Below are 14,645 nucleotides of genomic sequence, written 5' to 3' on the forward strand. Positions count from 1 at the left end.
CCTTATGTGGTTCTTCAACAGCATGCTGCATAAAAAAAACTAAATCTTTATTAGGATTTTATCTTGGAATACGTGTAAGGAACGTTGCGGTTTTGTGTGCGAGGATTTTCCGCAGGAAAATCAGAGTTAGCAAAAGAGCAACAACCTTTCGGTTTAACTAAAATAAGTAATGTTTTTTACACGGTGTTGTATGCAGTTTTATTTAGGAATAATATCAACCTTTGTTCCGTCACTGTAAATTATAGCAGAAACACTATAAACACTTCGTGCTCCGATTATTATATCTCCTTCGCTATTCATTTTCTGTCTAGTTTCAAAATCACAAATTATTTTAGTCCCATTTGAAAAACTTAAATTTTTTGAAGCAATCATTTTTTTAAAATTCTTATCTTTTAAAGTAAATGAAATATCTTTATCATTATAAATCGCTTTCCATTTAGATTTATTTTCTGTTAGCACGGGAGAAACGATTTCAATAGTAGTTTGTTCTTGATAATCATCTTCAATTGAGGCTTCGTCAATAATAAAATCTTCAAAATCTTGCCTAGAAACAATTTTTTCAGAAGAAATTGGTTGATATTGATAATTTAATCTTTGAGTGGAAACTTTTTGAATTTTACTTTCTTTTTTTATGTTTTTATAAAAGTTAGATTTAGATATTTTAACCTTATTTTTTTCTGAAATGTAGATTGAAACATCTTTTATTAATTGGCTGTTTTCATCATAAATATAGTTTTCATTGGTTTCAGCTAATTCGTTTTTCAATTTCTCAATTTCTAAAGTAATTTTTTCTTTTTTTAATTGTTCGAATTCTGCATCTGTTTTAATGTTTTCTGATACAACATCCGATATGACTGTTCCAGCAATATTCGCTAAGAAGACACCTATAACTACAGCTTTTTCTCTTGATTTATTTTTAACAAGAAATTTATAAATGGCTTTTATTCCACCTTCTTCAAGAGCTTGAGTTTCCGTTACTATCTGTACACCAAGAGTAGTTGAAATTTCATCAAAAATTTTTAAAATTTCATCTTCTGCTTTGTTTAGTATCAAAGCATTCATAGAATGACTGTTTTCTTCTAAATAATAATGAATTTGTAGTAATTCAGGGTTGCTAACATTCATATTTTTCTTATGGTTTTTTGAATTCTAAAAGTTTGGGTTAATAGTTTATTAAGGATAGATATTCTTTCAGTTATAAAACTAATTTCGATTTTTAGGTAATTGCATACAACTCCTTTTATCATAACTAAATGTTCCTATATCAAGTCTTAATAAAGGATTATCATGAATTACAACTAAATATATCCTTTTTATACCAATTACAAAAACAATAACAATAACAAATAAATCAATTTTTAAACGAAGTAAATTATTATATAACACCTCCCCTATTATATGTGTTATTTTACATTAGGTTATTTTTGATTTTAATCCTTTTTCATCTAAAACATAGATTTACAATAGAAGCTATAGTCTACCATTTAGGCAAATAATCTAACATCGCTAGAACCTGACAGGCGCCTACAAATACACTTGATATTATAAAAAACAGTAAAAGTCCATAACCACCCGGTACTTTATAAATAGATACCGTTTTAGAATGCCGCAATTTTTTGACAATAAAAAAAGGGGCTATAAAAAAACCAAAAATAACAACTAATCCTGCAAATCCTATAGCGGTAATAAATCCATTAGGGAAAAAGAAACTTATAATTCCTGGGGGGATAAACGTAATACAGGCAGATTTAAAACGTCCCTTTGCATGGTCTGTAAAAGAGAATTTATCTGCGATATAATCAAACAGCGCCAACCCTACTCCCATAAAAGAAGTGATAATCGCAAAATTAGAAAATAGATTAAGTACAAAACTAATCATGTAACTGCTTTCGTCTTTTCCAAAAGCATTAATTAAATGGCCAATATTTCCTCCTGCGGCGTTAATGGCTATAAATTCCTGTCGGGATATATTTCCGAAAGTCACAGTGAGAAATAAGACATAAACAAAAAAGGTTATTAATGATCCCCAAAGCAGACTCTTTTTTATTATTGTTGGATTTTTACCATAGAATTTATATAAACTGGGAACTACTGTTGCTAAGCCAAAAGACGTCATGAAATACGGAAGTGCAGCCCATAGATAGGGAAGATACGTAGACTTATTCTCTGTGATATTCAATAACTTAGTCATTTCAATTTGAATAGCAAAACCAGCCATTGAAATACTAAAAGAAAGGATCATTCCAAAAACTAAAATTGTAGAAATACGCCCAACCATAGCTGTACTTAACCAAACTATAAGCGCTAATAGACTCCCAAGGGCTATGCTCATTACACCTTGTAGCCACGGATTGGTTTTAAAAACATCCCACCCTAGACTTTCTATAACTATGTTACCAAAAGCACTAAAATAAGCATATAGCAATATATACATAAGAAATGCAATGGACAAACCAATTAAAATGCTCCAGTTTTTACCTAATATTTTTTTAGAAATAGTATCAAAACTTGCTCCTGGAGCAAAAAGGAAGTTCGCTTCCAATATATATAATGCCGATAAATAATTTAGAAACCATAAAAACAATAGGCACAATAAACTAAGTACAAACCACATACCTGACGAAACCACTGGTAAAGAAAATATTCCAGCACCTATAGTAGTTCCTGCTGTTATCATAATGCCGGTTAAGGCAGATTGGTTTTTCATTAAATTGATTTAATTTATTAGAATTGTAAATGCCTTAATAAGATGTAGTAAACACAGACTAGTTTTTATCATTACTTTTTTTGAATTCACGATCTTTATTTATATTAATTTCAATTTTTAAGTCACAGAAAAAAGAATCCTCAAATGTAATAAAATGTAAGATATTATATGCATTGTTTATGCTACTCAAATTAAGAAAAAGCCTTGATAGCATAATGAAAATTCGTTGATTTCATATCTTATATATGTAAATAAAAAAGTATGCACATGAGAAACTGTAACATTAATTTAGTATTGCGAACGTAAAGCAGAAGGAAATATCTAAGATGGTCTTCACTCAATCAAAGACCTTGGTTTAATACAAATAATGCATTGTTTAAGGTCTTTTACTGGGTATTAATCTTCTATAAATGAAACAGAATTTTGCATTATAAATAGAAAAAAACGCCTATTAAGACGGTTTTATATTGTTTTGTAGTATTTAATAAAGGCTTGTGCAACGATTACGAGTGTAGGCAACGTTTATTTTAAACTTTTTATTACCAAGGGAGTTTTCGTTTTTTAATTTCAGTTTGATATAATTTTTCAAGTTCTTCTATAAGACTGCGTGAAATAGAAATATCTGTACTTTGGACATTGCTTGTTAACTGTTCTATAGTTACACTACCAGGAATAACGGTAGAAACAACATTATAAGCCAAACAGAAAGCTATTGCTTTTTGAGCAAGGTTTTCTTCTGTTCCAAAAATAGACTTAACTTTGTTTACTAGTTTAGCTCTAGTTTCTATATCTTCTTTAGACCACCTACTTCTAATATCATTAAAACGACTTTCGCTATTATATTTACCGGTTAACCACCCAGAATCAAGCGGAATTTTCGCAATAATACCAACGTCTTCATTTTGTGCTTGTTCAAATCCGCGCAAAGTATCCTGATGAAAGATATTAAAAAACACCTCCATTACTTTTGAATGTGTTGTATCCATTAACAACTTCATGTCGTCATAGGTATCTAAAGACGCACCGTATGCTTTTATTTTTCCTTCTTCAATTAATTTATCAAGTATTTCGTAATGATCATTTTTATTTCCATTAAAATATTTAGAAGGTGGGTTGTGAATAATCAATGAGTCAATATACTCTACCTGAAGTCTTTTTAAACTTCCTTCTAAAGACTCTCTAATGTAATTAGCATTAAAGTTTAACGTACCTGTATGTGTGTGACCAAATTTTGTATTAATTACAATTTTACTTCGGTCAATATGTTTAAGCGCTTTGCCTAATCTTTCCTCACCAGATCCATGTCCATAATTAGGGGCTGTATCAAAAAAGTTGATTCCAAAATCCAACGATTTATGAACAAGTTTAATAGCTTCTGTTTCGGTCACACTTCTCCAACCAGAGTTTTGCCCTAATTGCCATGCTCCAAGTCCTATTTCAGAAATATGTATAGAGTTTTCTATGTATTTTTTATATTTCATAGAGTAGAAATTTCTTTTATTAGATTTCCAACATTTATTTTAATGTTACATTTTTTATATGCCTTGTTGCGCTTTCTTACTTTTATTTATCTTTTTTCGTTCCGCTTACTATATTTGAAATAATTCCTTTTTGGTTAGTAAATTCCGCTATTAGTACTCCTGCTATATGGATTCCAATAAATGCAACCAGGTAGTAAATACTTAACACGTGTATTTCTTCCATTGGTTTTTTAAATTCTTTTGGTCCTAGTACAATAATGAGTCCGGTAATAAGTGAGACAATGACACATAAATAAAATATAATATATGTCCATTTTTGAAATTTCTGTTTTGTGGACAGGGTTTTATCGAGAGGATTTTGAAATTTCATATGTCTAAACACGGGAAGTATCAAACGAATACAGAATAATCCCACTAAAACATAGCCAATGTAAATATGCCAAATCCACATGGGTTGTCTTATTTTTTTTGCTAAATCAATGAGTTGTTCCTGAGATAAAACCTGATTAGTTCCACTCAGGTAATCCTGTATAATAGCTGCCATATTATTTTTATTCATCCATGTTAATCGCAGAAAAATTGTAATTAACAATAAAAGAAATGAAACAGCGATTGTCCAATGAATTATTCGATAGACCTTAGAGTATTTTGTGTTATCCATAATATATATTTGTTACATAATAATTTTCTAGTATAAAGCACAACGTGTTTGCTTTAGTTTGTAAGAAATATGCAGAAAAAAAAGACTTTTCTAGAGAAATTATTTAATCTATTTAGACTAAGCAATCGGTTACCATAAACTAGTTTTCATACAGTTATAGACCTTAATTTTCTTTAATATCCTAACCAATATTTCTATGGATCGAGTAGTCAAAAAAACATCGATTCCATCTTTTTTAGTACAAATATCACTTTGCTAAAGGTGTTTTACTGACTATTAACCTGTAGACTTCCCGTTTTTGGGCAAACCTAAGGTATTACGTCATTCTGTTTAAAGAATGTATGTATTTGATTTAAAAATTTACTTTTTGGTTTATTCGAATTCAGAATATTATAAAATGGGTTATTTATTGATTTGTCTATTAGTTTTCCATTCCTAATCTTCATTAAGTGAGGAAATCGGTTATAATTTTTTAATTTGTAAAGAGCCTCCGAGACAAATTCAATATTATAATCCGATTCAACTGTTTTTCCATTCAGATAAACAATTTCAATTCCGTCAGTCAGATTCGGAATTATATTTTCCTCAATGTAATCTTTTGAGTTCTTTTTATTATTGTAACAGAAGAAATTTTTCCCATTATTCTCGGTCAAAAATTTAGCATATTTTTTCTCAAACCTTTTTCGGTTAAGATATTTAATCGGAATAAAAATTATTATTAGTGGAATTGCTAAAATGAATAGAGGCATTCCAATTATAAATATTAGCAATATGTCTCTTAATTTTATCAATATTTAAATATTATATAACGTTGTTGCATAAGCTTAGAAGCATGTTTAAGCATCTAATTTAGCAATTTTTCATACTTTGTTGGCAAACGTTTTTTCTTTTATTTGTCCGTTTATGATTCTCTTTAAGTCACATATTGACTTATCTTTCTGACTATTAAATCCGTAATTAATCAATCCGATTCCAAATGCAATCATTATTAAGGGGAAAACCAATAAAAAGGGATTTACTCCTTGATTTATAACTCCGAAAATTCCCATAATAAATGCAAATCCGACAAAAGTCAACCAGAATATCATAAATACAACTACAGAAGTATGGACTCTTAAATCCGCAACTAATTTAGTTCCGTTCATATTCGGTTGAATTTGCCCCTTTATTTGAGGTATAAAAGAATTCCGTCCAGTTATTATCTTTTGTATTTCAAATCTATTTTGCTCAAACTTTCCTTCAAATAATTCCTTGTTTTGAGAATTGTTAAATCCAATTCTCAACCGTTTTTTTGGTCGGATATTTTCTGCCAATATTTTTCTGACCTCTTGATTTGAAAAGGTAGTTAATATTTCTATTTTATCTGACGGAATTATTTTCATTTCGTATTTCTCAAATGCTGTACAACGGTTTTGTGTATAAGTTAGTTGCGTGGTTTAAAGTTATTGTTTTTCAGTTAAGAACAGGTGTTAGCTATTCCGAGTGGATTCGGACGTAGTCGAATCCGCCGTAATTGCGGTTATACATTGTTGTGCAACGTTTTTTATTCAATTTCGTTCAGTTTCTCGGTTGGACGAGTTTCTTTAGTTTCTAAATTGTAAATAGCGTAATCAAAGTCAGTATCGTCGTCTTTTTTATATAAAGTCAAAATCATTTCTTTACCTTGATTTAGCCATTGAAATTTTTTTACTTTTCGGTCGGTCACCTTTTTTAGATTCTTTCCATTTAAGTCAGATAGATAAACATAATGTTGGTCTGCACTATCAATAATTCCGTCCTCATTAGTGTCTTTAGTTGCAATGTAATATGCTATATTTTTTATTTGTTTTATTTCTTCATGGTTTTCTGTAAATCGGTTTAAAACTGACATTGAAGTTATAGAACCATTTTCAGGAAGCAATTTCCCTATTTCAGATTGTTGTTTGTTTAAAAACAGAACATTGATTGTGTTTTGTCTAACCATATTCGGCGAATTCTTTATGTCAATATCAATTTCTCCGTATTGCCTTTGATACTTTTTCTCAACAGTTACATAGTAAAATTCAGAGTTCGGAATTTGAATTGGTTCAGAATTTTGTATGCTAAATTTAGATGAGTTTTGATTTTCCATTTGTAGGTTGCATAAATCAATCGGCTCGTCTTTTTCTATCTTTTCGTAAACAATACTTCCAAAAATATAAAGAATAAAAATTGGAATTAAAATTCCGTTTATGATGATTAATATTCGAATAAACTTACTATTCATAGGGTTTTGGTCAAATGTTGCACAACGTTTATGTACCAGGAAAGTTGCGTGTTTGTGTGCGAGGATTTTCCGAAGGAAAATCAGAAGCTAGCAAACGAGCAACTCACTTTTGTTTAGCTAAAACTAGCAATTTTTTTTATACGGTGTTGTAGGTAGTTATTTTTCACGTTTTTTGTTTAATAAATTTAAGTAATTATCTCTTTCAAATGCATTATCATCTTGAATTACTATTTCTCCTTTTATTAGATAAAAATAAATAGAATCACAATCTTTTGATTTTGAAACTGAGTCATTGATTGCTATTTTATTATAAAGTTCATTTGAAACATTTACTTTGCGATTATTTTTTAAAATCACATATCTATTTGCTCTAGGATAATCGCCATCTTCTAGTTTTTTTATTACACGACCGTAATATTCTTCACTTCTTATCTTTTCATATTCCTTTTTGACCAATTCTAAATTATTATTTTGATAATAAACATATAGAATCGCAAATACTAATATTGGAAGACCAACAATAAATAGTACTTTTTTAATTTCTTTATTTTGTATCTCTAATTCTGTCATCTAAGTTGTGTCTAGTCCTGAAATATGGCTACAGGTTAAAATTGCTTTTAGGCAGATAATTGATATACCATAATCAGACGTTACAAATACGCAACGCCCTTTGATTAAGCACTAAACCGCAATTATTTTTATACGGTGTTATGCAACGGTTTTTATTTTTAAGCATATCCATTAATTCCTAATTCCGAATATGTTTTGTTTGTCAAATTCACTTTTAAATTGAAATAACAATTGCCGCCATCGTGCACCATCATTATGTCGCTTTTCCAATTATCATTTCCCCAATCACTACAGAAAAAATTTACCCAAACTTCTTTTTCTCCTTTTTCATTAATAACAGGAACATATTGTCGCTTCTTTCCTTTTAGTTTTAATTCAAAGCCCGTTTCATTCCATTTGTTTTTTGGATATTCTTCGTTATGCTTTTTTAAACTTATTTTTTGTTTTTCGTTATTGTCTTTAACTACGTTTTTTAAAATATTTTCAATCTCAATTAATTCCGATTGAGTGAGTTCAGTTGGCTTTACATTTTTAAAAATCCAATGCCAATCTTTATTAAAAGGAAGAATAACAAAATCCGATTCCGCTAATTTAAATTCCGTTTGAGTGTTTTCAGTTGATTCAATTTCAGTCGTGTTTTTTGTTCCGTTACAAGACGAAATTGAAATTAGAATTATTAATATTAGTGTTTTCACGATGTTGTTTTTAACTGTTGCACAACGTGTTTGTGTATGGTTAGTTGCGTGGTTAGGCAACTAAGTTAGCAAACATTTAGGAACCCGTGAAAATTCCGCAGGAATTTTCGCAAGTAGTGAAGAACCTAGCAATTAATTATACACGGTGTTGTAGCCAGTTTTATTTTATTAATTGTTTTAGTTCCTCAATCCATTTTGGTATAATGTGTTCTTCTGAAATTGACTCAATATATTTTTCAGAAAACTCAAATTTAAAATTTCCTTTCTTAAAAATTTTAGATAACGCTTGTTGTTTTCGAGGAGATAAGTCTAATGAATAATATACTGATTCTGTTGTTATATTATCGATGTTTATTGTTGATATAAACTTATCAATATCTTCGTCTCCAGTAAATTTATTTAATGCATCAAAGAATGTTTTTCCACAAAGAACATCTTCTATTTCTGTTTTTGGTGTTTTAGGAGTCTTATTGACGTCAACTAAGATTGTTTCATTTTTTGAATCATCATTTACTATTCTAAAACATTTCAAGTTTTTATGATTACTATTAAGAGTTTCAAATTCTACTAAACTTGCATCAGTATCCATTAATAATATTACTGTACCTTTTACGTCTTTTTTAAAGTCATTGTATGTAACTAATAAATTTTGATAAATTCTTTTAATTTGAGTTGCTCCTCCAACAGGAATTATTCTTAGTTTTTTATTCTCTATTTCGTTTTTAAAATAGTGTTCAAAGTATTTTTTTTCTGAAGAGCCTTCACATAGGAGCCAATTGAAAGGTTCATTACTTAATATACTTGTAATAATAGACTGAATAAAGTCATTGAGGCTTTTAAGTCTTATATCATATGGAAGTGTTCCTTTAGAACTTTCAAACTCTTGTTTTATTTCTTCTCTATAATTTGATACCGAAATTAAATCAAAGCAGTGTTTGTTTTTATTATCTTTTGTAATTACCGTAACATTACCATTAGATATTGTTGGGATAAACCCATACCAATGAGTACTAAATAAAAGTTGAGAACACATTTCACTTATATTAAAAAGTGAATTAAATTGTTCGTAGCACGCAGACATATGTAGTGAAGATTCCGGTTCGTCTATTGCTAGAATTATATTATTTGAATTTTCACGGTATTTGTTTAAAAAATGTTGTGTTAAATCAATTATAGCTTTTTGTTTTTCACCAGAGCTTAGTAAACTTACATCTAACCAATGTTTACCAGATAACTTGTGTAGTTTTCTAGTTCTAAAAAAATCTTCAATAATTAGGTTATATACGTTTGCTTTTCTAATCATTAATTGTCTATCTGAAGATGTTCTAAATGAATATTCTAAAAGAACATCTTCTAGCTCTTTTAAAAATTTATTTAAATTAGTATTAATCTTTGATATTTCAGAACGAGGTACGCATTTAGCTATAACATCAATTAATGTTTTCCCCATTAATGCTTGAATATGTTGATTTTCAAGATTTGTAAAAGTAGCTGGGTCGATATCATTTGGAATGTAAATATATTCGTAATAGGTTAATATATCTTCTAATAACCCTTTAAAAATTTTCTCCAACTGAACTTGTTCTATTTTTTTCCCTGAACCAATTTCTTCTTTTAAAATATCAGCTAAAGGTTTAACGTTAAAAAAGGATAAATCAACTCCTTTATTGTGATTTATTCCAATTGGAAGTACGTAATACTCGTCTTTTAAATTATCTCTTTTTAATATTTCGAACTGTTTGAAAAGTAATGTTAAATGTTCTCGATTTTGAGATATAATATCTTCTTCTTTTATTTCCCAAATAAAGTCACTGTATTGTTGAGCAATTTCAATATTTTCGGCTGTTATGATATCCGCATCTTTTTTAATTAAAAATATTGGAACAATATGTGGGTTCGTTGTTTCCTCACCACTTTTACGAACTGTTGTGTTAAAATTAAAATGACCGTTATTAAATAAACAATCAAGAGCTTCTAATACGGAGCTTTTTCCTATTCCATTATTTCCAACAATGCCATTAAAAGATTGACCATTTGAGAGAGGTATATAATTTGTTGCAGAATAAGTTTTAAAATATTTTATTGAAAGTCCTATTATCATTCTTGTTTTTTTTAAATTGGCTACAACGTATTATATCAAAACAAATATAAACGATAATCACTTATTTTTTCGGAATATCATCACTTTTATATTGTCTTTATAGCCATTGTTACAAGCCTTTGCTTAGGTGTTAACATGTTTATTTTACTAACACTAACAAGAATACACCTATCCCAAAGCCATAAATTTAACCCACCAAAAAACCACCAACCAAGGGAAAAATAGACACTTCAAAACACAAAAAATCTCCGAAACAGATTAGGATGCGATTCGAGTCTGATGCATACCTCCCTCGGAGAACGATCTTGCTTCGAAAAACACACCCGAAGCACTACCGAAGAAGACTCGAACGAGACTCGAACAAAACCCCTATCGAATTTGGACTGTTTTTCATGCATTTTTGACCGTGATTTGCATTAATTATCATGAAATTTATTAAAACAAAAGCTGCCAAGTTCGTATACGTAAACACCTATGGTTAAATTTTACTGTTTTGAAACTAAATTGCTAAGAAGTCAAGTATAATCGAAGGTTTAGAGCCGTAAATTACACTCCAAATGCTAAATGGTATATTTTGAGAGATAGGGTGGCGTTTTCCTTGATATCGGGAAGTATTGACAAGCTTAATTGCTTGTAGCGTGAGCCTTATAAAAAAGAGCATATTACTATTGTACATATAAAACTTTAATCTATAATCCCTTGTTAAAACACAATACTAAAAATAAAGTCTATCCGTTAACAACTAACTTTCATCCTAATATAGCGATAAAATCAAATATTTTAATTGGACTGAATCCCATTCCCATAATAAATAAGGTCTGAATTACTATCGTTTAGGTACAGCACCGGATAATCGGCATCGTGTGGGGTAACTTTCCATGCTTTCACTAAAGAGATGACTTCATAATCGATACCACCGGTAAATTGCTCGTAATACCCGAATTGAATATCGACACAATCTGTAATAATATCGTCTAGTTCTAAAGCGTTGGCAGCATCTTCAGCAACTTCATTTAAAAAGAAGTCTGTAACGTAATTTTCAGTTAACCGTTTTTCGGTATCCAGTTCCGTTTCTGTAATACGGTATCCGCTTAATTGATAAAACGCACCATCGGCATCAAAATGATAAATCAGATCTTGATTTAAAATTTGCAAGCCGTTTAAAAACTGATTGCAATACACATGATCATTAAGATACAAATCTGTACTAACGGCTGTGATTTGTAGGGCATCAGACGCGATAGTGTTGGCTGCGAATAGCGACTCGGCAAAAGCCTCTTCTTCTGCAGACACTACATCGTCTGTTGGAGAATTAACAATCTCGTAGGCACAGGCCTCGTAGTTCGTCAAATCATCATCAGAATTGCAACTTGCAACACTTAGCATAAGACCACAAATAAAAATAGAAAAACGAAATAGCTTGGTTGTCATAAAATATTGGTTTAAGGTTTTATTATAAGATGCAGATTTAAAAAAAGGTTGCGTACCTGCTAAGATAAAAAAACAACACTAAGTATAACCTCTGGAATAATAGACCTCTAAAAAAATCAGGGTTTAAGAGGTATCTGTAACACTTAAAACCCTGATTAAGGTATAATATTCTAATAATGTATAACGTGCTAATCGTTGTAAAAAACAGACATAGCTTAGGCTTCTTTCCGAAGGACTTCTAATGGCGAGCTTTTTAGTACCGTACGGATATTGCTTAAGCCTATAACTAATACCAATAGCGTAATGCCTGGTAGTAAGACTACAAACGGAATGATAGAGGGCACAAAGGGTTCTTTAAAGACTAGCAATGCCAAACATAAACTGCTTGCCAAGGCTAATAATAAACCAACCACACTTCCTAAAAGTCCTAAAAAGAGATATTCTAAAGCTGTAATTTTTAAGATTTGGATATTCTTAGCGCCTAGCGTTCGTAATAATACGTTTTCCTTAATACGCTGATATTTACTGGTGCGTATAGATCCTATTAACACAATAATCCCCGTAAACATGCTAAAAAACGCCATAAAACTAATCACCCAAGAGACCTTTTCTAAGATGCCTTCTACCACCGTAAATATTTGTCGTAAATCGATAATAGAGACATTCGGGAAACGGCTCACCAAATCTTGCTGTAAGGCAGCCGAACTGTTTTCGTCGGGCACCAACGTGGTTAACACATTAAACTGTGGCGCGTCTTCTAACACGCCAGCCGGAAAGACCACGGTAAAGTTTAGTTGCACTTGAGACCAATCGACCTGACGGATACTTCCCACCGTAGTTTCCATAAGCACGCCTTGTACATTAAAAACTACGGGATCGCCTACCTCTAAATTGGCATCGTTGGCGAGGTTATCGGAAATAGAAATCACCACCGGTTCACCAGTATCTAATCTCGGCGTCCACTCCCCTGCTATTAGGGTTTCCGAATCGATTAGGGTATCGCGATAGGTGGTTCTAAATTCGTGACTTAACACCCAACCGCGCACTTGGCGTGTGCTGTCTTGGCGGATGTCGTTTACCAATTGTCCGTTAATCCGTTGCATGCGCATCGTTACTAACGGGATGTCGCTAAGCACAGGTAAATTTTTAGATTGTATGCGTTGCGAAATGGCCGCGCGCTGGGCTGGTTGCACGTCTAAAATGATGATGTTAGCGCTATCGGACTGGGCGCCGACTTCGGTTTTTGCCAATAAAATGTCTTTGGTAAAATATAGGGTACTGATTAAAAATGTTCCCAATCCAATGGCAATCACTAACACGACGGTCTGATTGTTTGGTCGGAATAAATTCAGTACACTTTGTCTGGCTGTAAAACTCCAATGCTTTGGAAAATAGCGCTTGATTAAACGCGTGAATCCGATGGCAACACCTGCTAATAAAGCAAAAGTGATTACCGTGGCTCCTACAAATGAAAGCGCATAAAGAGCATCTTTTATCAGCCAAAACGAGAATAAAAACAGAAATACTAAAATGGCTGTAAATACAGAAAGACGTACCCATAATGGCTCTTGTGCCCCATCTTCACTCACCCGTAACACATCTAAAGGCGATACAAACCAGGTGCGTAATAAAGGTAAGAGTGCAAATAACACCGACATAAACAAGCCGAGTAAGATCCCGATTAAAATGGGTACTACCGAAATGGAAATCTCTAATGTAAAGGGTAAAAAGTCTTGTAATAAATACGGAAATACCAACTGTAGCCCCACACCTATTAACGCCCCTATAGCGCCACCAAGAATCCCGATACCTCCAATTTGAATGAGGAATATCAAAAAACTTTGCAGTCTAGAGGCGCCCATACATTTTAAAACGGCAATGGCTTTAAGCTTCTCTTTAATGTAAATATGTACCGAACTCGCAATCCCAATACAGCCTAGTAACAACGCTATAAAGGCCGCTAGATTTAAGAAATTCCCCACATTCTCGTAACGTTTACCTAAACGTTTAGAGGTTCCGGTATGCGTATCTAAATCGGCATTTTCTAAATCTAATAGTGGTTCTAAACGGTCTTCTAAACGTTTTAAATTAACCGTGTCCGATACTTTGTAGTAATACTGGTATTCTTTCCGACTTCCAAACTGTAACAGCTTGGTAGCGGCTACCAAATGCCGTGGCATAATCACTGGAGGTGCTACAGAACTGGAAATGCCCGAGTTCCCCGGCATAGATTTTAAAGCCCCTACTATAGGTAACGTCAGTTCCCCGATTTTAATAGAATCACCAGCTTTTACATTAAATTGTATCATGAGTGTGGCATCAACCAACACACCACCTGAGGTCTGATACGTGGTTGATGCAGAAGCAGGTTCGGCATCGATTTCACCGTAAAATGGAAAATCACCTGCAATCCCCTGAACTTTTACCAATTTGGTTCCGCCACTTTTAGGGAAGGCAATCATGGACACAAAATTCACTTCGGAAGCCTGCGGTTGTAACGAATCGATAATGGCTTGTGCTCGCGCTGTCGGTTCTTGTTTGGAATCGATTATAAAATCGGCACCCATTAAGGTTTTAGATTGGCTCTTTAAATTATCCTGTAAATTAGAACTGAATAATTGAATGGAAACCACCGCAGCAATTCCCAAAATAATCGAGGCCATAAATAATAGTAAACGGACTTTACTCGCTTTGGCATCCCGCCAAGCCATTTTAAAAAGCCATTGGAGTTGTATGTTTTTTGAGGTGTTAGAA

12 protein-coding genes are annotated in these 14,645 nt (G+C 31.9%); all 12 read right to left on the reverse strand.

What is annotated here, in order from left to right:
• Positions 1 to 198: 198 nt before the first annotated feature.
• The 12 genes from Q1B05_RS11575 to Q1B05_RS11630 all read right to left on the reverse strand — a co-directional run bounded on the left by Q1B05_RS11575 (position 199) and on the right by Q1B05_RS11630 (position 14,602).
• A complete protein-coding gene (locus tag Q1B05_RS11575) occupies positions 199 to 1,125 on the reverse strand; it encodes a hypothetical protein (protein WP_299780840.1) in 927 nt (308 codons plus the stop codon).
• Positions 1,126 to 1,477: 352 nt separating this feature from the next.
• Entirely contained in the window at positions 1,478 to 2,707 is a 1,230-nt protein-coding gene (locus Q1B05_RS11580; RefSeq protein WP_299780842.1) for an aromatic amino acid transporter, read from the reverse strand.
• Positions 2,708 to 3,246: 539 nt separating this feature from the next.
• On the reverse strand, positions 3,247 to 4,188 hold the full coding sequence (locus Q1B05_RS11585; protein WP_299780844.1) for an aldo/keto reductase: 942 nt from the start codon (positions 4,186 to 4,188) through the stop codon (positions 3,247 to 3,249).
• 82 nt (positions 4,189 to 4,270) lie between these two features.
• On the reverse strand, positions 4,271 to 4,849 hold the full coding sequence (locus Q1B05_RS11590; RefSeq protein WP_299780846.1) for a cytochrome b/b6 domain-containing protein: 579 nt from the start codon (positions 4,847 to 4,849) through the stop codon (positions 4,271 to 4,273).
• 308 nt (positions 4,850 to 5,157) lie between these two features.
• Positions 5,158 to 5,640, reverse strand: a complete 483-nt coding sequence (locus tag Q1B05_RS11595) for a hypothetical protein (protein ID WP_299780848.1) — start codon at positions 5,638 to 5,640, stop codon at positions 5,158 to 5,160.
• Between the two features lie 69 nt (positions 5,641 to 5,709).
• Positions 5,710 to 6,231 (reverse strand): hypothetical protein, encoded by a 522-nt coding sequence (locus tag Q1B05_RS11600; RefSeq protein WP_299780850.1) that lies wholly within the window; start codon positions 6,229 to 6,231, stop codon positions 5,710 to 5,712.
• A gap of 161 nt (positions 6,232 to 6,392) precedes the next feature.
• Positions 6,393 to 7,094: a hypothetical protein gene (locus tag Q1B05_RS11605; protein WP_299780852.1), complete on the reverse strand. Its 702-nt coding sequence runs from the start codon at positions 7,092 to 7,094 to the stop codon at positions 6,393 to 6,395.
• Between the two features lie 156 nt (positions 7,095 to 7,250).
• The gene (locus Q1B05_RS11610) at positions 7,251 to 7,664 is read right to left on the reverse strand and encodes a hypothetical protein (protein ID WP_299780853.1); all 414 of its coding nucleotides are present in this window, start codon (positions 7,662 to 7,664) and stop codon (positions 7,251 to 7,253) included.
• Between the two features lie 158 nt (positions 7,665 to 7,822).
• A complete protein-coding gene (locus Q1B05_RS11615) occupies positions 7,823 to 8,359 on the reverse strand; it encodes a hypothetical protein (protein WP_299780854.1) in 537 nt (178 codons plus the stop codon).
• A gap of 160 nt (positions 8,360 to 8,519) precedes the next feature.
• Positions 8,520 to 10,460 carry an AAA family ATPase gene (locus tag Q1B05_RS11620; protein ID WP_299780855.1) on the reverse strand — a complete coding sequence of 647 codons (1,941 nt, stop codon included), beginning with the start codon at positions 10,458 to 10,460 and terminating at the stop codon, positions 8,520 to 8,522.
• Positions 10,461 to 11,240: 780 nt separating this feature from the next.
• The gene (locus Q1B05_RS11625; protein WP_299780856.1) at positions 11,241 to 11,891 is read right to left on the reverse strand and encodes a hypothetical protein; all 651 of its coding nucleotides are present in this window, start codon (positions 11,889 to 11,891) and stop codon (positions 11,241 to 11,243) included.
• Positions 11,892 to 12,106: 215 nt separating this feature from the next.
• Positions 12,107 to 14,602: an FtsX-like permease family protein gene (locus tag Q1B05_RS11630; RefSeq protein ID WP_299781306.1), complete on the reverse strand. Its 2,496-nt coding sequence runs from the start codon at positions 14,600 to 14,602 to the stop codon at positions 12,107 to 12,109.
• Positions 14,603 to 14,645: the final 43 nt, after the last annotated feature.

Source organism: uncultured Formosa sp., assembly GCF_947500765.1.
Taxonomy (GTDB): domain Bacteria; phylum Bacteroidota; class Bacteroidia; order Flavobacteriales; family Flavobacteriaceae; genus Formosa.